The sequence below is a fragment of the Ferrovibrio sp. genome (assembly GCF_964218355.1).
In the GTDB taxonomy this organism is placed as follows: domain Bacteria; phylum Pseudomonadota; class Alphaproteobacteria; order Ferrovibrionales; family Ferrovibrionaceae; genus Ferrovibrio.
Map to the genome: position 1 here is coordinate 56814 of NZ_CAXPMC010000018.1, position 26238 is coordinate 83051.

The 26238-nt window shown below is 68.4% G+C and carries 25 protein-coding genes; 12 read left to right on the plus strand and 13 right to left on the minus strand.

All coding sequences use genetic code 11. The annotated features are described in order from the left end of the window. Window positions 1-83: 83 nt before the first annotated feature. Window positions 84-1286, minus strand: a complete 1203-nt coding sequence (locus ACEQZY_RS12255; protein ID WP_370154728.1) for a glucosaminidase domain-containing protein — start codon at window positions 1284-1286, stop codon at window positions 84-86. Window positions 1287-1433: 147 nt separating this feature from the next. Next, complete coding sequence (locus tag ACEQZY_RS12260; protein WP_370154730.1) at window positions 1434-1997, minus strand: NifU family protein; 564 nt, start codon at window positions 1995-1997, stop codon at window positions 1434-1436. 171 nt (window positions 1998-2168) lie between these two features. On the opposite strand from ACEQZY_RS12260, the gene ACEQZY_RS12265 reads away from it, so the two are divergent. The 5 genes from ACEQZY_RS12265 to ACEQZY_RS12285 all read left to right on the plus strand — a co-directional run bounded on the left by ACEQZY_RS12265 (window position 2169) and on the right by ACEQZY_RS12285 (window position 7394). Continuing rightward, window positions 2169-3440, plus strand: a complete 1272-nt coding sequence (locus ACEQZY_RS12265; RefSeq protein WP_370154733.1) for an adenylate/guanylate cyclase domain-containing protein — start codon at window positions 2169-2171, stop codon at window positions 3438-3440. A 17-nt stretch (window positions 3441-3457) separates the two neighbouring features. Beyond that, a complete protein-coding gene (locus ACEQZY_RS12270) occupies window positions 3458-4549 on the plus strand; it encodes a hypothetical protein (protein WP_370154736.1) in 1092 nt (363 codons plus the stop codon). Between the two features lie 9 nt (window positions 4550-4558). After that, the gene (locus ACEQZY_RS12275) at window positions 4559-5929 is read left to right on the plus strand and encodes an MBOAT family protein (RefSeq protein ID WP_370154739.1); all 1371 of its coding nucleotides are present in this window, start codon (window positions 4559-4561) and stop codon (window positions 5927-5929) included. A gap of 85 nt (window positions 5930-6014) precedes the next feature. Continuing rightward, complete coding sequence (gene rutB / locus ACEQZY_RS12280) at window positions 6015-6785, plus strand: pyrimidine utilization protein B (protein WP_370154742.1); 771 nt, start codon at window positions 6015-6017, stop codon at window positions 6783-6785. Window positions 6786-6863: 78 nt separating this feature from the next. After that, window positions 6864-7394 (plus strand): PAS domain-containing protein, encoded by a 531-nt coding sequence (locus tag ACEQZY_RS12285; RefSeq protein WP_341704622.1) that lies wholly within the window; start codon window positions 6864-6866, stop codon window positions 7392-7394. Window positions 7395-7453: 59 nt separating this feature from the next. On the opposite strand, the gene ACEQZY_RS12290 is transcribed toward ACEQZY_RS12285, so the two are convergent. The 8 genes from ACEQZY_RS12290 to ACEQZY_RS12325 form a co-directional block, all read right to left on the minus strand. Then, the gene (locus ACEQZY_RS12290) at window positions 7454-7969 is read right to left on the minus strand and encodes a universal stress protein (RefSeq protein ID WP_341704623.1); all 516 of its coding nucleotides are present in this window, start codon (window positions 7967-7969) and stop codon (window positions 7454-7456) included. A 52-nt stretch (window positions 7970-8021) separates the two neighbouring features. Further along, window positions 8022-8975 (minus strand): DUF2333 family protein, encoded by a 954-nt coding sequence (locus tag ACEQZY_RS12295; protein WP_341704624.1) that lies wholly within the window; start codon window positions 8973-8975, stop codon window positions 8022-8024. Window positions 8976-9042: 67 nt separating this feature from the next. Next, window positions 9043-10722: an FAD-dependent oxidoreductase gene (locus tag ACEQZY_RS12300; RefSeq protein ID WP_370154746.1), complete on the minus strand. Its 1680-nt coding sequence runs from the start codon at window positions 10720-10722 to the stop codon at window positions 9043-9045. Then, entirely contained in the window at window positions 10719-11156 is a 438-nt protein-coding gene (locus ACEQZY_RS12305) for a MarR family winged helix-turn-helix transcriptional regulator (RefSeq protein WP_370154749.1), read from the minus strand. The genes ACEQZY_RS12300 and ACEQZY_RS12305 overlap by 4 nt, the downstream gene beginning before the upstream one ends. Before the next feature lie 151 nt (window positions 11157-11307). Beyond that, window positions 11308-12318 carry a tryptophan--tRNA ligase gene (gene trpS, locus ACEQZY_RS12310; RefSeq protein WP_370154752.1) on the minus strand — a complete coding sequence of 337 codons (1011 nt, stop codon included), beginning with the start codon at window positions 12316-12318 and terminating at the stop codon, window positions 11308-11310. 96 nt (window positions 12319-12414) lie between these two features. Next, the gene (murJ, locus tag ACEQZY_RS12315) at window positions 12415-14019 is read right to left on the minus strand and encodes a murein biosynthesis integral membrane protein MurJ (protein ID WP_370154755.1); all 1605 of its coding nucleotides are present in this window, start codon (window positions 14017-14019) and stop codon (window positions 12415-12417) included. A 125-nt stretch (window positions 14020-14144) separates the two neighbouring features. Then, window positions 14145-16934 carry a [protein-PII] uridylyltransferase gene (locus tag ACEQZY_RS12320; RefSeq protein ID WP_341705304.1) on the minus strand — a complete coding sequence of 930 codons (2790 nt, stop codon included), beginning with the start codon at window positions 16932-16934 and terminating at the stop codon, window positions 14145-14147. 90 nt (window positions 16935-17024) lie between these two features. Continuing rightward, entirely contained in the window at window positions 17025-17801 is a 777-nt protein-coding gene (locus tag ACEQZY_RS12325; RefSeq protein WP_341705303.1) for an SDR family oxidoreductase, read from the minus strand. A gap of 95 nt (window positions 17802-17896) precedes the next feature. Here ACEQZY_RS12325 and ACEQZY_RS12330 point away from each other — a divergent pair, with 95 nt between their 5' ends. Continuing rightward, entirely contained in the window at window positions 17897-18505 is a 609-nt protein-coding gene (locus ACEQZY_RS12330; RefSeq protein WP_370154759.1) for a hypothetical protein, read from the plus strand. Between the two features lie 169 nt (window positions 18506-18674). Further along, the gene (locus ACEQZY_RS12335; protein ID WP_370154762.1) at window positions 18675-19145 is read left to right on the plus strand and encodes a hypothetical protein; all 471 of its coding nucleotides are present in this window, start codon (window positions 18675-18677) and stop codon (window positions 19143-19145) included. 35 nt (window positions 19146-19180) lie between these two features. On the opposite strand, the gene ACEQZY_RS12340 is transcribed toward ACEQZY_RS12335, so the two are convergent. Beyond that, on the minus strand, window positions 19181-19813 hold the full coding sequence (locus ACEQZY_RS12340; protein WP_341705713.1) for a LysE family translocator: 633 nt from the start codon (window positions 19811-19813) through the stop codon (window positions 19181-19183). A gap of 43 nt (window positions 19814-19856) precedes the next feature. Continuing rightward, entirely contained in the window at window positions 19857-20447 is a 591-nt protein-coding gene (locus ACEQZY_RS12345; protein ID WP_370154765.1) for an intradiol ring-cleavage dioxygenase, read from the minus strand. A 166-nt stretch (window positions 20448-20613) separates the two neighbouring features. Between ACEQZY_RS12345 and ACEQZY_RS12350 the strand changes: the two genes are divergently transcribed. From ACEQZY_RS12350 to ACEQZY_RS12370, 5 genes are all read left to right on the plus strand, one after another. Continuing rightward, window positions 20614-21207, plus strand: coding sequence for a TetR/AcrR family transcriptional regulator (locus ACEQZY_RS12350; protein WP_341705715.1), 594 nt, complete (start codon window positions 20614-20616; stop codon window positions 21205-21207). A gap of 53 nt (window positions 21208-21260) precedes the next feature. Continuing rightward, window positions 21261-21611 (plus strand): hypothetical protein, encoded by a 351-nt coding sequence (locus ACEQZY_RS12355; protein ID WP_370154767.1) that lies wholly within the window; start codon window positions 21261-21263, stop codon window positions 21609-21611. A 235-nt stretch (window positions 21612-21846) separates the two neighbouring features. Further along, a complete protein-coding gene (locus tag ACEQZY_RS12360) occupies window positions 21847-23865 on the plus strand; it encodes a TRAP transporter permease (protein WP_370154770.1) in 2019 nt (672 codons plus the stop codon). A gap of 44 nt (window positions 23866-23909) precedes the next feature. Beyond that, window positions 23910-25079: a TAXI family TRAP transporter solute-binding subunit gene (locus ACEQZY_RS12365; RefSeq protein WP_370154773.1), complete on the plus strand. Its 1170-nt coding sequence runs from the start codon at window positions 23910-23912 to the stop codon at window positions 25077-25079. 196 nt (window positions 25080-25275) lie between these two features. Continuing rightward, window positions 25276-25806, plus strand: a complete 531-nt coding sequence (locus tag ACEQZY_RS12370; protein WP_341705037.1) for a DinB family protein — start codon at window positions 25276-25278, stop codon at window positions 25804-25806. Here the strand turns inward: ACEQZY_RS12370 and ACEQZY_RS12375 are convergent. Further along, the gene (locus ACEQZY_RS12375) at window positions 25803-26228 is read right to left on the minus strand and encodes a PaaI family thioesterase (protein ID WP_370154776.1); all 426 of its coding nucleotides are present in this window, start codon (window positions 26226-26228) and stop codon (window positions 25803-25805) included. The two genes, ACEQZY_RS12370 and ACEQZY_RS12375, sit on opposite strands and share 4 nt — an antisense overlap. Window positions 26229-26238: the final 10 nt, after the last annotated feature.

The following is a 26238-nucleotide window of genomic DNA, read 5'->3' on the forward strand; positions in this document are numbered from 1 at the left end:
GTGGCGGCCGGCCGGCGGCATCGGCCGCCGGACAGCAAAACGGCCCGGTTTCCCGGGCCGTTTGCCGTCAGATGCGCGCTGCTTCAGGATTTGCCGAAGAAATCCAGCCCCAGCAGCGGCGCCGCTTCCGCGGCCAGCCGGGCATCGTCGAAAGCCTCGAGGTTGTTCGAGCGCATGATCGAGCGGATGGTACGGATGTAATCGGCACCGCGCACCGAATAGCGGTGCAGCTGGCCGGCCAGCTGGTAGCTGTCCAGGGTCTCGCTGCGCGCATGCTGGGCGGCGCGGCGGTCGCGGAATTCGCGGTAGCTCGATTTGGTGTTCAGGTTGCGCATGTAGGCGGCCACCGAATTCTCGAGGCTGCGGAACCGCTGCACCTCGTAGGTCTCGCCCTCGGGACGGTCCTCCGGCACGATGCCGGCGCCCGGCGTCCAGGTCCACATGCCGAAGACGGCATTGCCCAGCAGCGCGAAGCGCGAGGTGCCCCAGCCGGATTCCTCGATCGACTGCGCCAGCGCCAGGGCCGGCGGAATGATGTCGACACGTTCCAGCAGTTCGGCGGTGTCGGGCTCGTCGCCGTCGAGGCCGTAACGCTCGGCCAGCTGGTCCAGCCAGCGGCGGTCGCGGCCGCCGAGGCTGTCGCCCAGCCGCAGGCGGTCATGCAGGACCTGCAGCCGCTCGCGGTCGGCGGCAATGCGCTCGTTCTCGCGCAGGATATGCGGCAGCATCACCTTGATGAAGGCGCGCTTGCGCTTTTCGGTGATGCTGACATCGGCGATGTCGACCGGCAGCTTGGCAAGGAAGATGCGCGGCACTTCCAGCCGGCCGCCATTGCCGCGGTAATCGGCCAGGTCGAAGCCCTGCTGCTCGAAGCGGCGCAGCATGGCGTCCACCGTGCGGTCGGCATCGGTGCGCAGCGCCGTGCGGTGCGGCGACAGCTGGCGGCCCTCGGCGACGCGGCGGGCGGCCTCCTCGGGCGAGACGGCGGGCGCGGCAGCCGGCGCGGGCGCGGCGGCAACCGCGGTCGTCGCCTGGCGCGGCTCGATGGCGGCACGGAAATCCAGCTGCGCGATCTGGCGCAGGCGGTCCCAGGCCTCCTGCACGCCGTCGCCCAGCGAGGCCTGCTGCATATCGACATCGGGAACACGGGAAAGCTGGCGGCTGGACAGCACGCCAACACCCACTCCGGATACCAGGCCGACGGCCAGCAACAGGCCGAAACCGGCAAGAATCAGACGAACGTCAGATCCGATGGCAAGAAAATGCCGATCGCGAAATGGCGCCATGGGTCAAACCTCCACAGTTCTCAGTGCCGTGACGAACGGTGCAGCCGACATGACTTTGTCGGGCACACCGGGCACTGCCCTTGTGCGATCCCCCACCAGGAAACGCGTGGACCGGGCGGCTCCGCGACTGGAGCCGGCCGGCTATGACTAAACAGCCCGGACTTCCGACACTTCCGGGACGTAATGCTTCAGCATGTTCTCGATGCCGTAGCGCAAAGTTGCCGTTGAACTCGGGCAACCGGCACAGGATCCCTGCATATGCAGGAGGACGACGCCGCGGTCGAAGCCGCGGAACACGATATCGCCCCCATCCTGGGCCACCGCGGGGCGGACCCGCGTATCAATCAGTTCCTTGATCTGGAGCACGAGCTCGCGATCGGCGGGATCGTACTGCTCGTCGGCGCCGGCCTCTGTTCCGGCGGTTCCGTCATTCATGACTGGCAGGCCGGCCATGAAATGCTCCATGATCGCCCCGAGCAGGGCCGGCTTCAGGCCGGTCCAGTCCTCGGAGGCTGCCTTGGTGACGGTGACGAAGTCGCTGCCGAGAAACACGCCCTCGACGCCGGACACCGCGAAGAGGCGGCTGGCCAGCGGCGACACCTTCGCGTCCTCGGCCGCCGTGAAGTTCACGGAGCCGTCCGGCAGCACGTCGCGGCCGGGCAGGAATTTCAGGGTCGCCGGGTTCGGCGTGGTTTCGGTCTGGATGAACATCGTGGGTCCGTTCAAAGCCACTGGAAATTGGTCAGGCGGTCTCCAAATATCAAGGCAGAAGAATGGGGCGAATCGGAGGCGGCGCAACAAAGATGCGTACAGACCGGCACTCGTAGAAAGATTTTTAACCAATGTGGATAAAATGAAGGGTTATCCCCAGGCCAGGCGCCCGTGACCGCCGACCCGGCTGCCGTCGAAAGGCTGCCAAGCTGGCCCGATTCGCGGCTCCGGCTGACCCCGGCGGCGCGCTGGCTGCTCGATCACAACGGCGAAGTGATGCCGATGGCCGAGCTGTTCGAGGGATTCTGCCGCCATCTGGTCGATGAGGGCCTGCCGCTGCTGCGGGTCAGCACCGGACTGCCCTCGATGCATCCGCAGACCTATACCCGCGGCTTCAGCTGGACCCGCGGCCAGGGCGTTACCGTCGTCACCCGCGGCCACGACGTGCGGGAATCGCCGGAATACCTGAACAGCCCGGTCCATGCCATCCATATGGGCGCGGCGGCGGTGCGCCGGCGGCTGGACATTCCCGGGGTGCCGCTCGATTTCGGCGTGCTGCCCGACCTGATCGCCATCGGCGCCACCGATTACATCGCCCTGCCGATGCGCTTCACCCAGGGCCCGGGCATGAGCCATGACGGCAGCGCCAACATCTCGTTCATGAGCTTCGTCACCGACCGGCCCGGCGGCTTCCGGCCGGAGGAGCTGAGCTACCTGATGGAGCTGATGCCGCTGATCGCGCTGCGGCTGGAACTGGAAGCGGCGCGGGGGATGACCCGCGACCTGCTGACCACCTATCTGGGCAGCGGTCCGGCCAAGCGGGTGCTGAAGGGCGATTTCATGCGCGGCCGCGGCTACGAGGTGGAAGCCGCGATCTGGCTGTCCGACCTGCGCGGCTTCACCGCCTATTCCGACCGCCACAACCCCCAGGAAGTGGTGACGACGCTGGACAGCTATTTCGACGCCATGTCCGGGCCGATCCAGGCCCATGACGGCGAGGTGCTGAAATTCATCGGCGACGGCCTGCTGGCGATCTTCCGGGTCGATCCCGACAGCGGCGGCCGCGCCGCCGCCTGCCACCGGGCGCTGGAAGCCGCCCAGCAGGCCTTTGCCGAACTGCACGAGCTGAACCAGGGCCGCGCCATCGGCGGCGAGCCGCCGCTGAAGATCGGCCTCGCCCTGCATGTCGGCCGGGTGGTGTTCGGCAATATCGGCGCGAAGGACCGGCTGGATTTCACCGTGATCGGCCGCGCCGTCAACGAGGTGGCGCGGGTCGAGGCGATGACCAAGGTGCTGGACCGGCCGGTGCTGGCCTCAGCCGCCTTCGCCCGCGAGGTCAGCGACTGCCCGATCGAATCGCTGGGGTTCCACGGCCTGCGCGGCGTGCAGGAGCCGCAGGAGCTGTTCGGCCTGCCGGCCCACTGCCTGGCCGGCTACGAATAGCCCCGGCCGACCGGCCCTTGCCGGCCCATGGCGGCGTAGCTACCCTCGCGCGCCAACGCCCGAACCTACAAGGACCGCTCCACAAGGACCGCTGGCAGCCGATGTCTGACCGGATCTCGATACGCACCGGGCTTGGCACCCTGGTCGCAGCCCTTCTGCTGCTGGCCGCGCTGTCACTCACCCTCAGCGGAACGGTCCGCCGCCTGCCGGTCTTCGGTCCCGATGGCGACGCCCGGCTCCGGCAGGCGATGACCCGGCTGACCGTCGACGACACGATTGCCCTCAAGGCAAATCACGGCCGCACCGCGCCGCGTTATGATATCGGCCTGTTCGGCAACAGCCGGTCCGTGGCGGTGTCGCATTCCGATCTTGGCGTGGCGCCGTCGCGCTTTTTCAATTTTTCCGTTGGCGGCACCGTTTTCGAACAGAGCGTCACACTGGCCGAACATCTTGCCCGGGACGGCAAGCTGCCCGGAACGGTGCTGATCAGCCTGGACAACGTGGATATCGGGTTCTTCGGAACCATTGGCTGGCCCTCTGTTTTCACCAGCCTGCCCCGGATCGCCGACGATTCCGTCCTGATCCGGCGCATGGGCCATGCCTCGCTGCCGCGGATCGCGGCAGAGCCGGTGCGGATGGCCCTCGACCAGGTCAAGGCATTCATGAATGCAGACCGCCAGCTCGACTATCTGCGCTTCCTGACCGGGATCGGTCTCGAAGACGGTGGCCGCTACAGGGCCGATGGGTCGGTGCCGCAGGGACACCTGGCCGCACAGCCGGCCGCAGACATGATCCGCTTCCCTGCACCGAACCCCTATCATCTCGACCACCTGGCGCTCTACGTTCACAGGCTGGCCCGTCTGCAGGCGCAGGGCCGCCGGATTATTGTCTACGAGTCGCCGCTTTACCCGCCACTGCTCCGGGAAATAGAACAGGGCCGCAAGCCTGAAACCGCTGCCCTGCGGCAGCGGCTTTTTGCGGCCTGCCATGCGGAAGGCCTGACCTGCCTGCCTGCCCCCGTTCTGCAAACCGCCACGCCCTGGCCGGATTGCTGCCACGCGCCAGCTGCCGCACTCGGCCGCTTCCTGCACGATCTGCTTCCGCTGTAGGAGCCGCCTTTGCTATTCAACAGCTGGCTTTTTCTGGGCATCTTCCTGCCCGCCATCCTGTGCATCGGGCTGCCGCTGCGCGGCATGGCCCGCATTCTCTTTCTCATAGTCGCCAGTTTTGTCTTCTACTCATATTCCGGCCTGGAGCACGGCGCCGTCCTTGCCGCCTCGATCGTCTGGGTGCATCTGTGGACAGGCCGGCCGGATCGTCCCCTGACGCGGTGGCATGTGGCCGCGGCGGCACTGCTGCCGATGGGCGCGCTGGTCTACTACAAATATCTCGGCTTTGTCGTCACCGGCATCCTCCACCCCCTCGGTCTGACCGCCATCGCCATTCCCGCCGCGGCCGACAAGGTCCTGCCGGCGGGCATTTCATTCTTTGCGTTTCAGCTCGTGTCCTACGCGATCGACCGGCAGCGCGGGCAGATCCCGCAGCCGGAGCGCCTGCCCGCCTTCGCCCTGTTCATCAGCTTCTTCCCCCAGCTGGTCGCCGGGCCCATTCTGAGGCACCATGACGTTGCCGAGGGACTGAAGGCCCTGCCGCGCTGGCGGCTGCCGGCAGAACGGTTGCCGGAAATCATCACGCTGATCGCCGGCGGCCTGTTCCTCAAGGTTGTCCTGGCTGACCGGATTGCGGCCCTGATCGCTCCGCTGGCAGCGGATCTGTCGCATCTGTCCCGGCCTGATTCGCTGTTTGTCCTGTTCGGCTACAGCTTCCAGATCTACTTCGACTTCTACGGCTACTCGCTGATCGCCATTGGCCTTGGCCTGATATTCGGCCTCCGGTTCCCGTCAAATTTCAGGCTGCCCTATGCCGCCGCCAACCCGCGGGATTTCTGGCGCCGCTGGCATATCACCCTGTCCTACTGGATCCGCGATTACCTGTATCTGCCGCTGGGCGGCAACCGCCACTATGTCCGGAACATCATCATCATTTTCGCCGTCTGCGGCTTGTGGCACGGCGCCGGCTGGAATTTTGTCGTCTGGGGCCTCTATCACGCGATGCTTGTCACCGGTTATCACCTGCTGCGGCAGCCGTGGCAGAATATTCCCGTGCGCCTGCAGGTATTCCTCACCTTTCTGCTCGTCTCTGCCGGCTGGAGCCTGTTCCTGTTCGACTTTGCAGACTGGGCCATGTTTGCCGGCCGTCTGGTTGGCCCGGCGGCGGGCGGCGAGGCCGTGATTGGTCCGTGGCCATGGCTGCTGCTCGCGGCCTGCCTGCCCGTATCGATGGCCGTCGATGTCGAGGCCCTGGCGCGGCGCGCCTGCACGGCCGGCAGGGCCGGCACCATGCTGTGGGGGGCCGGTGCGGCCGGCATGATATATGCGAGCCTCCTGTATCTCGACCTGTCGGCAGCCTTCATCTATTTCCGGTTCTGACCGCCGGCTGCGGCCTTTCTGGCACGCATCCTGCTAGGCTTTCCGGGCCCGCCTTCCCCTTCTTCCTTCCGGCCCGGAGCCCGCCATGACCGATCCCGCCATCCCGCCTGCCGCCATCCCGCCTGCCGCCGTGCCCGCCTATGCCCCCGCCGGCGCCGGCGATGACCGCATGGTCGCCCTGCCGGCGCGGCCCGAGCCGCTGCGCCTGAAGCCGGCCGAGACGGCGCTGGTGATCGTCGACATGCAGAATGCCTATGCCTCGCCCGGCGGCTATCTCGACCTGGCCGGGTTCGACATCGCCGGGGCGGCGGCGGCAACCGGCCAGATCGCGAAGGCCGCCGCGGCCGCCCGCGCCGCCGGCATCGCCGTCATCTACTTCCAGAATGGCTGGGATGCGGATTACACCGAGGCCGGCGGGCCGGGCTCGCCGAACTGGTACAAGTCGAATGCGCTGAAGACCATGCGGCGGCGGCCGGAGCTGCAGGGCAGACTGCTGGCCAAGGGCGGCTGGGATTACGCGCTGGTCGATGCGCTGGCGCCGCAGCCGGGCGACATCGTGATCCCGAAAAGCCGCTACAGCGGGTTCTTCAACACCGGCATCGACAGCCTGCTGCGGTCGCGCGGCATCCGCAACCTGGTCTTCACCGGCATCGCCACCAATGTCTGCGTCGAATCCTCGCTGCGCGATGCCTTCCACCTGGAATATTTCGGCGTGCTGCTGGAAGACGCCACCCACCAGGCCGGGCCGGATTTCATCCAGCAGGCGGCGATCTACAACATTGAGACCTTCTTCGGCTGGGTCAGCAGCACCGCCGATTTCTGCGGCAGCCTCGCCCAGATTCCGCCCGCGGAATAAGCCGTATACTGAAGCGGCGGATATGCTTCGCTATTTGTCCGCTTGTGACTCCGGTCCGGCGGCGCGAGACTCGGCCGCATGGCCGCCTTTCTGCCCGAAAGCGTCACCGACGCCCGGCTCAGCCATGCCCTCTCCTGCTGGCAGCGATGGCGCGGCAGCCATGCCTGCCCGGCGCGGTCGGATGTCGAGCCTGCCGATCTCGACTCGCTGCTGCCCAACCTGTTCATGGCCGACCTGCTGGCCGATGGCCGCATCCGCTACACCCTCGCCGGCCGGACGGTGCGCGACCAGCTCGGCTTCGAGCTCACCGGCCTGCATGCCGATGAATTGTTCGCCGGCGGCGATCTCGACCGCATCAACCGCATCTATGGCGAGCTGCGCGGCGGCAACGGCCATGTCTCGGTACAGCGCTGGCTGCGGCAGGGCGAACCGGTGATGCGGTTCCGCAGCCTGCTGCTGCCGCTGGCCACCGACCGCAGGCGGCCCGACAGCATGCTCGGCTTCGCGCTGTATGAACGTCTCGACGGCCGGCCGCACGAGCCGATCGACCATATCCGCAACCCGGTGACCATCGAGATCGAACAGGATACCAGGCTGCAGTTCGTCTGAGCCGGGCCGGCTGTTCGGCAGACAGCCGATCAGGCCAGAACCGCTCAGGTCAGAACCAGTCAGGTCAGGCGGTCGATCTGCTCGTCGGTCAGGCTGCCCGGGATCACGGTGATCGGGAAGCTGAGATCGCCGGCCATCTGCCCGGCCAGCGCGGTGACCAGCGGGCCGGGGCCCTGGCCGCCCACCGTTCCGTTGCTGGGCGCGGCGGCCAGCACCAGCATGCGGATATCGGGATCGGTATTGGCGAGGTTGAGCACCTCGTCGCGCACCACGCCCTCGCGGATCACCAGTTCCGGCAGCAGGCCGGATTCCTTGTTCACCTGCTCGGCCAGATCGTGCAGCAGCTGCTCGGCGGCCTCATGTGCTTCCGAACGCATGATCTCGGCGACGCCGGCCCATTGCTGGAAGTCGACAGGCTCGACCACCCGCAGCAGCACCACGCCGCAGCGGATGTTGCGGGCGCGCCGGGTGGCATAGCGCAGGGCCACGCGCGATTCCGGGGTGTCGTCGACCACCACCAGGAATTTCGTGCGCCGTTTGGCTGCGGGTTTTGCGGCGGTCGCCGTCTCGCTCATGGGCTCAGGTTGCCATTGATCGGTCAGGTCCTGCAAGCAGACTTATCGTCTGTCATTTCAGCAGGATATTGCTCACTTCGCGGATCTGCGTGCGGGCCCGCAGCATGTAGAAGCCCATCGAGGCCAGATGGTTGGGCAGGATCATCGCGTCGGGCCTGGCATTATGCACGATCAGCGGCCGCAGATCGGCGGCGGCGGCGAAGGAGGCCATCATCTGGTCCCAGGTCGGCCCCAGTTCCTTGTCGCGGATGATGTTGCCGAAATCGCTGCGCAGCTCGCGCAGCACCATGTAATAGGCATAGGCCTGCCCCTTGACGCTGTAGAAGACATCGTCGCTCTGGGTGTCGATCCACAGGCCGCTGCCCTCATGGATGCGCTGGTCGATGGCGGCCGAGGCCGAACCGACATCCAGCGCGATGCGGTCCAGCGTCGAGATCAGGTTGTCGGCACGGCGCTCGAAGATGGCGTTGCCGGCGGCCAGCCGTTCGTTGTAGCGGCGCAGCGACCGCACCGCCTTGTCATACTGGGTTTCCGACTTCGCCGTCGGCAGCAGCGAGGTGGAGAAATCGAACAGCCACTTGGTGCCGGAATACTGCAGCAGGCCGGCGGCCTCCTGCAGGTCGCCGTCGGTCTGGCTGGAGCCGCGGGTGCGGCCGAGCTGGTCGACCATCTCGAAGGCGAAGCGGCCGAGCGCATGGATCATGCCGAGCTGGTAGTTCGGCATGTTGTCGAGCATCGAGCCGGGCAGGAAGAAGGGATCGTTGGCAACCCAGCCGGTCTGGCGGATCTCGCGGTCGACCAGCGCCGCGGCCATCGCCACCGCACGGCTGCCGCCCTGCGGCATGGCCGCATCCGCCACCTGGTAGTCGAGATTGTCGTCGATCTTGTGCACGATCAGCATCCCGGCCGGGTAATACAGCCCGAAAACCAGCAGGGCGGCGATCGCCGACGGCCACAGCCAGCGGCCGCGCAGGCGGGAAGCAAAACCAGAGGCGGGATCGGTCATGGCACCGTTCGGGTCGGAAGGAGGAAAAAGGGCGATCCTGTTAATCTGGGGCCGGCCCGGCAGCGATTCAAGATGCGGCGCCATATCCCAGCAGATGGCGCAGGATCGCCGCGGCATCCCCGGCCGCGCCGCGCCAGGCCACCATATGGTCGGGCCGGATCAGCACATGGTCGGCCGCATACAGGTCGCGGGCCGCAGGCGAATCCGGCCGCACGACGACGAGCCCGATCCCGGCCCGGGCGGCGGCCGCCTGCATCGCAGCGGCAAACGCGCCGTCATCATCGCGCAACGCCAGCAAGGTCCAGTCGAAGCCGAAGCGGTCGAACAGCGAGCCGCCATCCGCCAGCCACAGATGCGGCGGCCGCCCGCCCGGGCAGGCGGTCGGCACATAGACATTGGCGGCATCGGCCGGCGGCGTGCTGCCATCGGCGATGATGGCGGGCGAGCCGTCATAGCGACCGCCGAACGTGATCCCGGGAATGTTGAATTCGCGCCGGGCATGGTCGCCGAGATAGGCGCCGGCCCGGGCACGGGCGGCGGCACCGGCCGCATCCGCGCGCTCGATGGCCGGATCGGGCCGGAACAGGCCGAGGGAATCGGCGAAGCCGCGGGCATAGCCGGTGTTGCGCAGGGCCAGCGGCCGCCGCTCGGCCTCGTAGCTGTCCAGCAGCGCCGGCGCCGCCTGCCCGCGCAGCACCGCCGCCAGCTTCCAGCCGAGATTGACCGCATCCTCGATGGCGGTGTTGTAGCCGAGCCCGCCGGTGGGCGTGAACAGATGCACGGCATCGCCGCCGAGCAGCACGCGGCCGCGGCCGAAGGAGTCCGCCACCAGTGCATGGCCCGCCGTCCAGCTGCCGCGCGACAGGATGCGGGCCGGGATTGCGGCGCCGGCCGTGGCATGGAACAGCGCGAGCGCATCGGCCTCGCCGAGCCGGCCCTCGTCCTCGCCCGGCTGCAGCTGGGTATGGAAGGCGAATTCGCCGGCGCCGTCGACGGCAGCCATGAAGGCGCGCCGCTCGGGATTGAAGGCGACATTCATCCAGGCCGGCGCATGGCCGGTGGCCGCGTAGAAATCCGGCGCCTGCAGATACAGGGCATACATCCGCCCGCCCATGAAATCGCGCTGCACGCCGGTCTCGCCGCCATAGCGGATGCCGAGCCGGCGCCGCACCAGGCTGCGCGCGCCATCGGCACCGACCAGATAGCGGGCCTGCACGGCAACGGGCGCGCCGCCGGCCGCCGGCGCCACCATTGCCGTCACGCCGTCGCCCCGGTCGTTGAAATCCTCCAGCCGCCAGCCATAGCGCAGGCTGACGCCCGGCAGCGCCTCGGCATGGCGGCGCAGCACCGCTTCGACATATTTCTGCGACACCCGATGCGGCAGTTCCGGCGTGCTCCAGGACGACCCGGATTCGCGCGCGCGGGCCTTCGCCGCCTGCGCCGATGGCAGGCGGAAGCGGGCCAGCTCATGCCCGGCATAGCGGGTGAAATAGGCGATGTCGGTGGGATAGTCCGGCGGCAGGCCGAGCGCGCGGATCTCGTCGGCGAAACCCAGCCGGCGGAAATGCTCCATGGTGCGGGCCTGGGTGGCGTTGGCCTGGGGATTGAAAGCCGTGTCCGGTTTTTCATCGACCAGCAGCAGGCTGATGCCGCGCCGGCCGAGTTCGTTGGCCAGCATCAGCCCGCAGGGGCCGCCGCCGGCCACCAGCACGTCGCAGACCACCGGCGCGGCCGCAGCGCCGCTCACAGCACGTCGCCGCGATAGCGCTGCAGCGACTGCCGCAGGGCGAGAACCGTGCCGGCCCCGAGCCGCGCCGCCATGTCGGCCTCGGCGCGCCGCAGCGCGCGGCGGAAGGCCTTCAGCCAGGCGGCGCCTTTCGCCGTGAAACGGACGATCTGGGCGCGGCCATCCTGCGGATCGGCATCGCGGCGCAGATAGCCCAGCGCCTCCATCTGCCGCACCAGCTCGCCCATCGACTGCTTGGTCATGGCGGCCCGGCGCGCCAGTTCGGTCAGCCGCGTGCCGGCGCTGTCGAGATTGCGGGTGACGTTGATATGCGTGGCGCCGAGCCCGTCATGGCCGGCACGGGCCAGATAGTCGAGCACCTGCGCCTCGAAGGCGCGCGCCGCATCGTTCAGCAGCCGGCCGATATTGTCGCGGCGCCAGGCCTCGTCGCGCATTCCGCATCCTCCCGTGCGGCCAGACTGGACGGGAGAAGCCTGCGAGTCAATTGGTAAGTTTACCTTACCAATTGACTCGCAGGCCGGCAGGGCGTTACGGGCGCAGAAAAGTCGGTCGCGCCCTTACGGGCGCAGGAAACCGCCCGCGGCCTTACGGCCGCAGGAAACCAACCGTGTCGTAGATCTCGGCCACCACCGGCGCCGAGAGTTCACGGGCGCGTTCGCCGCCCTTGCGCAGGATGCCGTCGACATAGCCCGGATCGGCGGTCAGGCGGCGCATCTCGGCGGTGATCGGTGCCAGATGCGACACGGCGACCTCGGTCAGCAGCTTCTTGAACTCGGCAAAGCCCCTGCCGGCGCAGTCGGCCACCGCCTGCTCCAGGGTCTGCCCGGCCAGCGCCGCATAGATGCCCATCAGGTTGGCGGCCTCGGGCCGGCCCTCCAGGCCATCGATGCTGTCGGGCAGCGCGTCGGGATCGGTCTTCGCCCGCTTGATCTTGTCGGCGATCTGGTCGGCCGTGTCGGTCATGTTGATGCGCGACTGGTCGGAAGGGTCCGACTTCGACATCTTCTTCATGCCGTCGCGCAGGCTCATCACCCGCGTCGCCGTGCCGAAGATCTGCGGCTCGGTCAGCGGGAAAATCTCCTTCTGGTAATCGAAGTTGAATTTCTGCGCGATATCGCGGGTCAGTTCCAGATGCTGCTTCTGGTCCTCGCCGACCGGCACATGGGTTGCCTTGTAGACGAGGATGTCGGCCGCCATCAGCGCCGGATAGGCAAACAGGCCGAGCGAGACATTCTCGCGGTCCTTGCCGGCCTTTTCCTTGAACTGCGTCATGCGGTTCATCCAGCCCATGCGGGCGACGCAGTTGAAGATCCAGGCCAGGGTGGCGTGATCGGGATTCTGCGACTGGTTGAACAGGATGTTCTTCTCGGGATCGATGCCCGAGGCGATCATCGCCGCCGCCAGCTCGCGGGTCGAGCGCCGCAGCTCGTCGGGATCGAGCAGGCTGGCCGTGATCGCATGCATGTCGACCATGCAGAAGATGCACTCATACTCGGCCTGCAGCGCGACCCAGTTGCGCACCGCGCCGAGATAGTTGCCCAGGTGGAGATTGCCGGTGGGCTGGATGCCCGAGAAGATGCGCCGTTGGAAGGCCATGAAAGTCCCCTGGGATTGGGGCGGTGGAAGGCCCCGGTTGCGGGAAGAGAAGGGATGATGTGCGGGCGGGGTTATCGCGCCCGGCGGCGCCGGCCGTCAAGAGGCAGGCGCGGCTTTCGCCGGCCGGCGCAGCAGCGCCCGCCATTCCGCCGGCCGCGTCGCCCCGCATGCCAGGGCGGCCAGCAGATACAGCGCCAGCCCGCCGCCGACCAGCAGGGCCAGCGCGGCAAAGCGCAGCAGGTCGGGGCCGGCATACCAGCCGGGCAGCAGCCAGCGGTCGGCCGCCAGCAGCCCGGCGGCCATCGCCAGCGCCGCCAGCAGGATACGCCAGGCCCGCGCGCGCAGCCGGGTATCGGCGCGCCAGTGGCCGCGGCGGTGCAACGTGGCGCCCAGCAGCAGGGTGTTCACGCAGGCGGCCAGCGCGGTCGCCAGCGCCAGCCCGACATGGCCGAGCCATGGCATCAGCGCGATGCTGGCGACAAGGTTCACGGCAATGGCGATGACGGCGATCTTCACCGGCGTGCGGGTATCCTGGCGGGCGTGGAAGCCGGGGGTCAGCGTGCGCGACAGCACATAGCCCGGCAGGCCGACCGAATAGGCCAGCAGCGCCAGTGCGGTCGCCTGCGCGGTGGCGGCATCGAAGGCGCCGCGCTGGAACAGGATCGCGATGACCGGCCCCGGCACCGCGATCAGCGCCGCGGCGGCCGGCAGCGACAGCAGCAGGCCGAATTCGATGGCGCGGTTCTGGTTGGCCATCGCCGCCGCGGTCTCGCCGCGGGCCAGCTGGGCCGAGATCGCCGGCAGCAGGGCGGTGGCGATGGCGACACCGACCACGCCGACGGTGAGCTGGTTGATGCGGTCGGCATAGAACAGATACGAGACCGCGCCGGCCGGCAGCAGCGAGGCCAGCACCAGCCCGACGATCAGGTTGATCTGTGTCACCCCGGCGCCGATGGCGGCCGGCAGCACCAGGACGAACAGCCGCTTCACCTTCGCCGGCAGGGCCGGCCGGCGCAGCCGCAGGGCGAGACCGGCCCGGCGTGCCTCGAAGGCGAGCCAGAGGAACTGCACGATGCCGCCGGCAAACAGCGCCCAGGCCAGCACATGGCCGGTCTGGGCAGGGCCGGTCTGGACAGGGCCGGTCTGGGCAGGGCCGGCTGCTGACGCAAAGCCCAGCAGCGCGCCGATCATCACCAGGTTCAGCAGCACCGGCGTCGCCGCCATGGCGGCAAACCGCCCGACGCTGTTCAGCATGGCGCCGTAGAGCGCCGCCAGCGAGATGAACAGCAGATAGGGAAAGGTGATCGCCGTCAGCGTCACCGCCAGCGGAAAGCGCAGCGCATCGCCGAGAAACCCCGGCGCCAGCAGGCCGATCACCAGCGGCATGGCCAGCTGGGCAGCCACGCAGAAGACGAACAGGGCCGGCAGCAGCACCGCCAGCGCCTGTTCGGCGAAGGCCTTCGCCGCCGCGCGGCCCTCGGTGGCTTCCGTGCCGCTGAACAGGGGCAGGAAGCCGGCCGTGAAGGCGCCCTCGGCAAACAGCGAGCGGAAGAAATTCGGCAGCCGCAGGGCCACGAAGAAGGCATCGGCCACCGGCCCGGCGCCGAGATAGCGGGCGATGAGAAGGTCGCGCACGAAGCCGGCGATGCGGCTGAGCATGGTCAGGCCGCCGACGGTGGCGATGGAGCGGAACAGCGACATGCGGAACAGTCAGCTACGGAGACGGCAAGAGGACGGCACGGGGAGCAGCCACACCATGAACCCTTACCCCGGACCCGATCCGGGGTGACGACGGGCAGGATGGGAAACAGGGAGAGCCAAAGCCGTCAGGCCGCCTTCGCCGCGGCGGCCCTGGCCGCGGCCGGCTTCTCGTCGGCCGGGGCGAGGCGTTTGAGCACGGCCTTCTCGATCTGCGCCAGCCGGCGCTTGTCGGTGATCTTCATCCCGGTCAGGTCGCGCAGATAGAAGGTGTCGACCGCGCGCTCGCCATAGGTGGCGATATGGGCCGAACCGATGGTCAGGTTCAGTTCGTACAGCGCCCGGGTGACGTCGTAGAGGAAACCCGGCCGGTCGCGGCCATTCACCTCGATCACCGTCCAGCGGTTGGAGGCGCTGTTGTCGATCAGCACCCGCGGTGCCACCTTGAAGACGCGGGTGCGGCTGGGCAGGCCCGGCTTCTCGGCGGCGATGGCGCTGCGCAGCTTGAGGTCGCCGGCAAGGGCGCGGGCGATGGCGGTGTTCACCTTCTTCAGCCGGTCCGGGCTGTCGAAGGCGCCGTCTTCCATGTCCTGGATGAAGAACATGTCGAGCGCCATGCCGTCCTTGGTGGTGAAGACCTTGGCGTCGACGATATTGGCGCCACAGGATGCCAGCGCGCCGGCAACGCGGGCGAACAGGCCGGGATGGTCGGGGGCATACAGCGCCAGTTCGGTGACGGCGCGGAAGCTGTCCGGCCGCGTCTCGATGGTCAGGCTGCGCTTGTCGGCATCGGCCGCCTTCATCAGGCGGGCATGCCGCGCGATGGTCTCAGGGTCGTTGGAATACCAGTAATTCTCGTAATGCCGCTTGAGCAGCTTCTCGATCTCGGTCTTGCTGAAATCGGCAGCCAGCAGCCTGCGCACGGTATCTTTGGTGTCGTCGATGCGCTGGCTGCGCGCGCGGCCGGTGAAGCCGCCCGACAGAAATTCCTCGGCGCGGTAATACAGCTCGCGCAGCAGCTGGCCCTTCCAGCCGTTCCAGATGGTCGGCCCCACCGCGCGGATATCGGCCACCGTCAGGCACAGCAGCAGCCGCAGCCGCTCCGGGCTCTGCACGGCCTGGGCGAAATCCACCACCGTCTTCGGGTCGGCAATGTCGCGCTTGAAGGCAACGGCCGACATCAGCAGGTGCCAGCGCACCAGCCAGGCCACGGTTTCGGTCTCGGCCGCGGTCAGGCCGAAACGCGGCCCCAGCTTTTCCGCCACCGCCTCGCCCAGCACCGAATGGTCGCCGCCGCGGCCCTTGGCGATGTCGTGCAGCAGCAGGGCGACATACAGCACCCGCCGTGACAGCACCTCCTTGATCACGTTCACCGACAGCGGATGGTCTTCCTTCAGCGCGCCGCTTTCGATGCGCGAGAGGATGCCGATGGCGCGGATGGTATGCTCGTCCACAGTGTATGTGTGGTACATGTCGTGCTGGGTCTGGGCGACCACGCGGCCGAAATCCGGCACGAAGCGGCCGAATACGCCGGCCTCGTTGAGGCGGCGCAGGGTCGTCTCCGGGTCGTTCTTCGAGCACAGCATATCGAGGAACAGCCGGTTGGCCTCCGCATCGCCGCGCACCGCGGCATTGATCTGCTTGAGATTGCGCCGCACCAGCCGCAGGGCCTCGGGGTGGATGTCGAGGCCCTGTTCCTGGGCCAGATGGAACAGCCGCAGCATCTTGATCGGCTGCTTCGCGAACAGCCCGTCGCTGCCGACATTGACGCGGCCGCCCTCGATCTCGAAGCCGTCGATGGTCTTCGGCCGCTTCATGCGGGCGCGGATCGCCGCCAGCGGTTTCTTCTTCTTGTGCCGCTCTTCCAGCGCCGCCGCGAAGATGCGGGTCAGGTCGCCGACCTCCTTGGCGACCAGGTAGTATTTCTTCATGAAGCGCTCGACATCGAGGCGGCCCGGGCGGTCGGCATAGCCCATCGCCTTGGCGATCTCGGTCTGCATGTCGAAGGTCAGGCGCTCCTCCGGCCGGCCGGCCAGGTAATGCAGGTGGATGCGCACCGCCCACAGGAATTCCATCGCCTGCACGAAGCGGCGGTGCTCGTCGGCCTGCAGCAGGCCGCGCTGGATCAGTTCGGCAGTCGCCTCGACGCCATAGACGTATTTGGTGATCCAGACCAGCGTATGCAGGTCGCGCAGGCCGCCCTTGCCTTCCTTGATGTTGGGCTCGACCACATAGCGGCTGTCGCCCATGCGCTGGTGGCGGTCGTCGCGCTCGGCCAGCTTCTTCTCGATGAAGTCGGCGCCGGTCCTGGTCACGACCTCGTCGCGGAAGCGCGCCTGCAGCTGGCCGGCCAGCTCCTGGTCGCCCCAGATCCAGCGCGCCTCCAGCAAAGCCGTGCGGATGGTGACATCGGCCATGCCCAGCCTGAGGCATTCATCGACCGAGCGGGTGGCATGGCCGACCTTCAGCCCGAGGTCCCACAGCAGGTAGAGCATGTATTCCACCACCTGCTCGCCCCAGGGGGTCTGCTTGTAGGGGAACAGGAACAGCAGGTCGACATCGGAAAACGGTGCCATCTCGCCGCGGCCATAGCCGCCGACGGCGACCACCGACAGCTTCTCGGCCGCGGTCGGGTTGGCCAGCGGGTAGATGCGGGTGACGGTGAAATCGAAGACCAGCCGCACCACCTGGTCGGTCAGGAAGGCGATCGACTGCCGGGTCGCCAGCGCCGGGGTGCCGGCCTCGAAGCGGCGGCGGATCACGCCGTGGCCCTGCTGCAGGGCGGCCTTCAGCAGCACCAGTGCCTGGCGCCGCCGCTCGGGCTGTGCCTTCGGCCCGTCACCGCCGAGGGCATCGAGCTGCAGGGTCAGGGCCTTGCGGTCGATGATCTCGCGGGGATTCTGGATCGAGGGGCGCATGCCGACAGTATATAGACGACTTTGTTAAAAATGCGCCCCCCGGCCCCGGAGTTTTGCGGAGAATTCCGCGCCTGCCGCGCCGGCGGGGGGTCAGACCGCCTGGAAATTCACCATGCCGCCGCCATCGATCACCATGGTCTGGCCGGTCATGAAGCTGCCGGCCCGGCTGGCCAGGAAGACCGCCGCCCCGGCAATCTCGTCGGGCTCGCCGACCCGGCGCAGGGCATAGCCCCGGGTCGCCTTCTTGGCGATCTCCGGATTCTCCCACAGGGCGCGGGCGAAATCGGTCTTGATCAGGCCCGGCGCGATGCAGTTGGCGCGCACATTCTGCGGCCCCCATTCGACCGCGAGGTTGCGGGCCAGCTGCATGTCGGCCGCCTTGGAGATGCCATAGGCGCCCAGCGTGCTGGAGCCGAACAGGCCGCCCACCGAGGAGATGATGACGATGGCGCCGTCGCCGCGCTCGGCCATGCCCGGCGCCACCATGTTGGCGAGCCAGTGATTCGACTTGATGTTGACATCCATGATCTTGTCGAAGGCATCGTCGGGGATGTCTTTCGACGGGCCGAAGAAGGGATTGACCGCGGCATTGCAGACCAGGATGTCGATCCGGCCCCATTGCTTCACCGTGGCATCCACCAGGCCCTGCAGCTGCGCCTTGTCGGAGACGTTGCAGGGCACGACGATCGCCTCGCCGCCCGCCCCGGTGATCTCGGCAGCCACCTTCTCGCAGGCCTCGGCCTTGCGGCTGGAAATCACCAGCTTCGCGCCATGCTGCGCCAGGCGCAGGGCGATGGCGCGGCCGATGCCGCGGCTGGAGCCGGTGACCACGGCCACCTTGCCCTTCAGATCGAACAGATTGTCCATCCCGGTTTCCTCTCTCTGATTTCTGCCGGCCCGCAGGCCGGCGGCGCGGCGCCGCGCATAGGCGGGCCGCCCTCCCGGGGCCTATACTGCAGCCCATGACCGCCGCCCGCAAACTGCCCCAGCGTCAGCCCCGCCGCCCCCGCCTGCACGCCGCCGCCCTGCTGCTGGCGGCCCTGCTGCCTGCCGCCCCGCTCGCCGGCTGCGCCGACAGCCCGCCGCCGCCGCCGCGCGCCGCCGCCTGGATCGGCGCCGGGCCGGAGGCCGGCGGCGGCAGCGGAAATGCCGGCAGCGACGCGGAGCGGCGCCCGCGGGTACTGATGGTGCGGGTGCTGGCGGTGCAGCCGGTGCGCGGCCTCGCCCTGCTGGCGCCCGATGGCCGCAGCCACGCCCCGGTGCAGCTTTCGGCGCCTGAACCGCTGCCGGTCCAGCGCGAGGCGGCCCGGCGCCCGGATATCGGCATCAGCGGTTCCGGCGGCTCCGGCAGCGGCCTCGATGCCGGCATCAGCATCGGCCTGCCGCTGCGCAATCCCTTCGCGGCCGATCCGCCGCGCTGGCTGTCGGTGCAGGCCGTCTTCCGCCTGCCCGAGGCGGTGCTGGCCGCCTATCTGGCGCGGCCGCAGGACTGGCTGCTGGACCTCGCCTTCGACGAGGGCGGCCGCAGCCTGCCGGCGCCGCCGGCGGAACCCGCCCTGCCGCGCCAGTAAGCCGGGGCCGTCAGGCCGGGCCGGCCGCGGAAGGCCAGGCCGGCCGGCAGTTTCTGCCGCCCGGGCACGGGTTGCGGCCGGGTATTTACCGGTTTCCGGCCATATTTACCATGGCATGCGGTTTGCTCCTGTTCCCCCGTGTACAGGATGTGAGCGGGAGACCGGGACCATGGGAATTGCGTTGATGAGCCTGCGCCAGGCGGAGAAGGTGGAGCCGCAGCTGAAAGCCGCCCTGCGCGGCGGCCAGGCGGCCGGCGGCATGACCGCCCGCGAGCGCATGGCGCTGCGCGAGGGCAGCATCGAGGAAGCCGCCGCCATTCTGAATGCCCGGCAGTTCGTGCAGCGCCTGATCGAGAAGGACCGCGAGACCACCCAGGCGCAGATGGTCTGGGCGCTGGGCCGCATCGAGCCCACCGAACTGGATGCCATGGTGCGCCAGCTGGCCCGCATGCGCGGCCGCTATGCCAGCCTGGTGCTGGAATACGGCCAGAGCGAGCGGCCGATCGGCAAGCTGGCGCTGGAGGAACTGCAGGGCCTGCGCGAGCGCATCGCCGAATTCGAGCACGGCTTCGAGATGATCAAGACCGCCATCCTCGACGGCACCGCCGAGGTGACCGGGGTGAAGACGGCGCGGCTTTAGCGCCGCGGGTCGAACGCGAGGCCCGGGCTGCCGATTTACCGCCGCGCGTCGAATGCGAGGCGGAGCGCCATCGCCGCGAAGACGCCGCCGAGCAGGCGGTTCTGCCAGCGCACGAAACCGGGCCGCGCCGCCAGCCATTCGCCCAGCCGGCCGGCCACCAGCGCGATGCTGCCATTGACCAGCGCGCCGGCCGCCGACAGCACGCAGGCCAGCAGCAGGGCCTGCGCCACGGCGGTATCGGGATCGGGCTGCATGAATTGCGGGAACAGCGCCAAGAAGAACAGCGCCACTTTCGGATTGAGCAGGTTGGTCAGCAGCCCCTGGCGGAACAGCGACCCCAGCGGCAGCCGTGGCGCACCGGGCTGCGGCGGCCGGAAGCCGCCGGCGCCGCGCAGGGCCTGCACGCCCAGCCACAACAGATAGGCAGCACCGGCCCAGCGGATGATCTCGAACATCACCGGCGCCACCAGCAGCACACCGCTCAGGGAAAAGCCCGCAACCAGCGCATGGCCGAAGCAGCCCAGCGTGATGCCGGCGAGGGTGACCAGACCGGCGACGCGGCCCTGCGCCACGCTGCGCGTCATCACCAGCAGCATGTCGGGGCCGGGCGTGATCGCCAGCGCGAAAGCGGCGGCGGCAAAGGTCAGCAGGGTGGCGAGGTCCATCATGGCGACGGTTATGCGGTGCCCTCCGGCTGGCGGTCAAGCCGGCTCAGCCTTCCGCCAGCACGAAATCGAAGCGGGCCAGCATCTCGTCGTCATTGCCGCCCACCGCCATCAGCAGGCGGGCATCGAAAATGCCGTCCCGCGCATTGCCGGGCTCGCCGGGGAAATAGAGCTGGGTGGTGAGGACGCGGCCGCCGGCCGGCTGCAGCTTCACATGCAGGTGCCGGGTGCGGCCGGGATAGAGGCCGGGCCGCACCGTGTCGAAGGCCCAGCGGCCCTCCGCATCGGTGACAACATGGCCGCGCAGACGGAAGCCGTCATTGTCGTAGCGCCCCTCGGCATCGGCCTGCCACAGATCGACCAGCACCCCGGCCAGCGGCCGGCAGGCCGGATCGAGCACGCGGCCGCCCAGCCGCAGCGGCATCCCGGCCATGCCGGGCTCGCGCAGGGCATTGCGGCGCGGGCTGCCGGGAGTGAAATACGGGCCCGCGGTCTGGGCCGGGGTGTAGGACTGGGGGCCGCAGGCCGGGGTCGGTTCCAGCGGCAGGGCCAGCTGGCCGCGGGTCTGGGCGAAACCGAGACCCGGCAGGGCGGAGAACAGGGCGGCCTGCAGCAGCAGGTCCCGGCGTGTCGGCATGGCGGTGGTCCCCCCCTCTGGCGGATGCGGCAGCGGTCTATACGGGGAGATGGGCGCCACCCTGCGCCGGCGGCAGGTGTGGCGGCGATCACAGTTGCGCGAGGTTGGCCGGGGCCGGGCGGCGATTCCGTTTGACGACACGAACGACCGTTCGTATTTTACCGGCATGAGCAAAGGCCAGCAGACCCGCAGCACCATCCTCTCCGAAGCCATGCGCACCGCCAGCGTCGAGGGCTTCCAGGGGATCTCCATCGGCATGCTGGCCGACCGGCTGGGCATGTCGAAATCCGGCCTGTTCGCCCATTTCGGGTCCAAGGAAGAACTGGAAAAGGCGGTGCTCGACGAGACCGCGAAGCGCTTCATGGACGCGATCTGGACCCCGGTGCGGCGCGAGCCGCGCGGCCGGCCGCGCGTCGAGGCCCTGTTCCGCCACTGGCTCGACTGGACCCAGCAGAATGACCAGCTGCCCGGCGGCTGCCTGTTCGTGGCCCTGGCCGCCGATCTCGACGACAAGCCGGGCCCGGTGCGCGACCAGCTGGCCGACCTGCAGCGGCAGTGGGATGCCATGCTGGTGCGCAGCGCCCGCATCGCCATGGAGGAAGGCCATTTCCGCGCCGATCTCGATCCGCGCCAGTTTGCCTACGAGATGCAGGGCATCGTGCTCGGCCTGAATTTCTACCGGCGCCTGCTGCAGGACCCGGCCGCGATCCGCCGGGCCGAGGATGCCTTTGCCGCCCTGCTGGAGCGCAGCGCGGCCTGATTCCAGTCCAGTCCGTCCAGTAAAAACCCAGACCAGAAAAGACGAGGTTCCCCATGACATTCATGCCCGCCCGGAGGACGCTCCTCCATCACGAAAAGCACGATCGTTCGTTTAATTGCCGGCGCACGGCCACCGCCACCGAACGGGCCGAACGGCATCTGCTGTTCGCCCTGCCCGGCAGCGCCGCCTTCGACGGTCTCGACCGCCCCTGGTGGCAGCTGGCCGGCGCGGCCGCGGCAACCCTGCTGCAGACCTGGGCGGCCCGCCGGCGGCGGCGGCGCGACCTGGCACAGATCGACCGCCAGACCCTGCGCGATGCCGGCATCGACCCGGGCATCGCCGCCTTCGAGGCGGCACAGCCCTTCTGGCGGCCGTCGCTGCCGCTGCGCGACATCGGCCGCTGAACCGCAGGCCCACCGGAAGGTCCTTCCGGTTTCTGATACCCTGCCGGCCGGCCCCCTGCGGGCCGGCCGCAGCCATGCCCGGCACCGGCAGACGGATCGGGCTGCCGGTCACACTCGCACTGGTGTCCGGGGGGGCTGCCGTGGCATGATCTGACCACGGTTGATTACCGGCGTATCGGCGCCTAAGATAAAAAAGCACATTGTCCGACAATCGGACAACCGGGAGGAAATCAGAATGACCCAGGGGGCCGGCACCGCGTCGGGTGCCGCAGTCAACGCGCCGGCCGACCAGATGGTCGAGGAGCTGGCGCATCGTCCGATGACGCCGCTGGTGCGCGGCATCTTCACCCTGCTGACCCTGCTGACCCTGGGCATGGTGCTGAACCAGCAGTTCAACCTGCATCTGTTCGGCGTCACCCTGATCGAGAACCGCTATCTCTTCCTGATGGCCGCCGCCACCCTGCCGCTGGTCTTCCTCGCCTATCCGTGGCGGCAGCCGAAGGACAAGAGCAGGGTCGGCCGGCTCAACCTCCTCGATGCCGGCCTCGCCCTGCTCACCGCCGGCTGCATCGGCTGGTATTCCTGGCATGCCGACGCGATCCTCGCCGAAGGCTGGGAATTCGCCGCGCCGGACACGGCCAAGATCCTCGGCGGCGTGCTGTGGGTGCTGATCCTCGAAGCCCTGCGGCGCACCGGCGGCATGGCGATTTTCCTGATCGTGCTGGCCATCTCGCTGTATCCGGTGGTGGCCGACGTGATGCCGGGGCCGATCCGCGGCATCGGCCAGACCCTGGAAGACACCTTCGCCTATCACATCGTCTCGTCGGAAAGCGCCTTCGGCATCCCGATGCGGGCCTTCGGCGAGATCGTCATCGGCTTCATCGTCTTCGGCGTCGCGCTCAATCACACCGGCGGCGGCAAATTCTTCAACGACCTCGCCTTCGCCCTGGTCGGCCGGGTGCGCGGCGGCGCCGCCCAGGTCGGCGTGATCTCGTCGGCCCTGCAGGGCTCGATCTCGGGCAGCGTGATCTCCAACGTGATCTCGTCGGGCGTGGTCACCATCCCGGCGATGAAGCGCACCGGCTTCCGCGCCGATTATGCCGGCGGCGTCGAATCGGTCGCCTCCACCGGCGCGGTGCTGATGCCGCCGGTGATGGGGTCGACCGCCTTCGTGATGGCCAGCTTCCTCGGCATTCCCTATGGCGAGATCGCGCTGGCCGCGGCAATCCCCGCCCTGCTGTTCTATTTCGGCCTCGTCGTGCAGATCGACGCCTATGCCGCCCGGCTCGGTCTCAAGGGCCTGACCCGCGAGGAACTGCCCAGCTTGCGCGAGACCATGAAGGCCGGCTGGCTCTATATCCTCGTCTTCGTGGTGCTGGTCTTCCTGATGGTGTGGCAGCAGCGCGAGGCGGTCGCGCCCTTTGCCGCCACCGCCCTGCTGCTGGTGATCAACCAGCTGCTGCCGAAAAACCGCCTGACCCTCGACAAGCTGCTCAACCTGCTGGCCGCCACCGGCCGCGCCCTCGCCGAGCTGGTGGCGATCCTCGCCGGCGTCGGCTTCATCATCGGCGCCTTCTCGGTGACCGGACTGGCCGGCACCCTGGCCAACGACCTGATCTACCTGGCCGGCGACAGCGCCCTGATCCTGCTGCTGATGGGCGCGCTGACCAGCTTCGTGTTCGGCATGGGAATGACGGTCACCGCCTGCTACATCTTCCTCGCCATCGTGCTGGCGCCGCCGCTGGTGAAATCCGGCCTCGACCCGCTGGCCGTGCACCTGTTCATCATGTACTGGGGCATGATCTCCTTCATCACCCCGCCGGTGGCGCTGGCCACCTTCGCCGCCTCGTCGATCGCCCGCACCTCGCCGTTCCGGATCGGCTTCCAGGCGGTGCGGCTGGGTGCCGTGATCTACATCGTGCCGTTCTTCTTCGTGCTGAACCCCGCGCTGATCCTGCGCGGCGGACCGCTGGAGGTGATCTCGGTGATCGCCTCGGCAGCGGCCGGCGTCGCCCTGATCGGCTCGTCGCTGCAGGGCTATCTGATCGGCGTCGGCCGGCTCAGCGGCAGTCTCCCGCGCCAGCTGGCCCGGGCCATGCTGTTCGTCGCCGGCTTCGCGCTGGCGGTGCCGGGCGGCAACCTGATCCCGGTCAGCAACCTGACCCTGGCCGGCATCGGGCTGGCACTGGCGGCCGGCGCGGTCGGCCTCGTGCGCCTGACCGGCCGCGACAGCCCAGTCGTGAATACCAAGTAGTCTGACGACCAAAGCAGAAGAATCACCAAGGAGGAGACAGACCGATGCGTAGATTTGCCCTTTCGACCCTGACCGCGGTGGCGGCGCTGGCACTGTCCGGTGCAGCCGGTATCCATGATGCCCGGGCGCAGAAGCTGCCCGACCAGCTGACCTGGACCGCCTATGACGTCGGCTCCGGCGGCTACAACCAGGCCGTGGCCATCGGCAACGCGCTGAAGAACAAGCAGGGCGTCACCTTGCGCGTGCTGCCCGGCAAGAACGACGTGTCGCGCACCGTGCCGCTGCGCGAGGGCAAGGCGCCCTTCTCGGCCAACGGCGTCGGCGGCACCTACATGGCGCAGGAAGGCATGTACGAGTTCGGCGGCAAGGACTGGGGTCCGCAGCCGGTGCGCTCGCTGCTGCTGAACAATTCCGACGCGCTGCTGACCGTGGTCACCGCCAAGGATGCCAATGTGAAGACCATCGCCGATCTGAAGGGCAAGCGGGTGGCATGGGTGGTCGGCGCGCCGTCGCTGAACCAGAACATCACGGCGCTGCTCGCCTTCGCCAATCTCGACTGGAAGGACGTGCAGAAGGTCGAGTTCGGCGGCTTCGGCCAGGCCATGGACGGCATCATCAACAACCAGGTGGATGCCGCGTTTACCTCGACCATCTCGGGCAAGGCCTTCCAGATCGAATCCTCGCCGCGCGGGATCGCCTGGCCGACCGTGCCGCATACCGACAAGGAAGGCTGGAAGCGCCTGAAGGCCAAGGCGCCGTTCTACGTGCCGTTCATGGGCACCGAGGGCGCCGGCCTGTCGAAGGACAAGCCGGTCGAGGGCGCGACCTATCCCTATCCGGTGCTGATGACCTACGAGGCGGTCGATGCCGGCATGGTCTATGCGATGACCAAGGCGATGGTCGAGCTGTTCAACGAATACAAGGACGCGGCCCCCGGCAATGTCGGCTGGGACATCAAGCGCCAGGTGTTCGACTGGGTGGTGCCGGTGCATGAGGGCGCCATCAAGTATTTCAAGGAAATCGGCGTCTGGAAGCCCGAATACGACAAGAGCAATGCCGAGCTGATCAAGCGCCAGAAGGTGCTGGCCGATGCCTGGGCCGCCCATGGCAAGGCGTCGTATGCCGACGACAAGGCGGCGATGGCCGGCTGGCAGAAGCTGCGTGCCGATGCCCTGACCAAGGCCGGCATGGAGCCCGTTCTCACGGAATGGTAAGGGCTGACCGAGTGGTGACACCGGGTTCTCCCGCGTGACAGGCGGCCCGCCGGCAGCGCATGCCGGCGGGCCGTTTCTTTTTTGCCGGTGTCATTTTGCCGGTTTCGTTTTGCTCAATTGCAGCGGGACAATTCCGCGCATGACGGCGCGGCAGCACCCGGCTTAAGCTTTGCGGCACCAGCCCCGAGGTGCCCCGATGAGCCAGACCGTTTCGCTGCCCGTTTCGCTGCCCCTGCAGCATGTGCGCCGCTTCGCCCGCTACAATGCCTGGGCCAACACCCGGCTCTACGATGCCTGCGCCGCGCTGCCGCAGGCCGATTACATGGCGGCGCGGCCGAGTTTCTTCGGCAGCCTGCACAACACCCTGAACCACATCCTGGTCGGCGACAGCATCTGGATGGGCCGTTTCACGGCGCAGCCGGCAACGCATATCACCGCGCTGGACCAGATCCTGCACACGGATTTCGCCGCCCTGCGCAGCGCGCGCGCGGCGATGGATGCGGCCATCATCGCCTTCTGCGACGGGCTGGACGATGCGGCACTGGGCGGCACATTCACCTACACGAATACCCGCGGGCAGACCTTCACCGATCCGCTGTTTCCGCCGCTGACCCATTTCTTCAACCACCAGACCCATCATCGCGGCCAGGCCCATGGCCTGCTGAGCCAGGCCGGCGCGGCGGCGCCGGAACTGGACCTGATCTACTTCCTGCGCGCCGACGCCTAGCCGCGCGGCGGCAGCGGCACCGGCACCATCGAGGCGAGCGCGGCGGCCACCAGCGTCTCGGTGCCGTCGCGCAGGGCATAGACGCGGCTTTCGACGGCGATCAGGCTGCGGCCGGGTTTCAGCACGCGGCCGACCGCGCGCAGGGCATCGCCGGCGCCCGGCGCGATGAAGTTGATCTTGTATTCCGCGGTGACGGTGGCCTTCTCCGGCAGGGTCAGCGTGCCGGCCGCCGCGCCGGCGGCATTGTCGGCCAGCGCGCCGATCACGCCGCCATGCTGGGTCAGGTCGGGCCGCAGGGCCAGCCGCAGCTCGACCTCGCCCTCACCCACCGCCCCCAGCGTCACGCCCAGCATCTGCATGAAGGGCTGGCGCAGCAGCACGCCCTCGATCAGTTTCGCCGCCGCCTGCAGACTGTCCGTCATCGTCACCTCC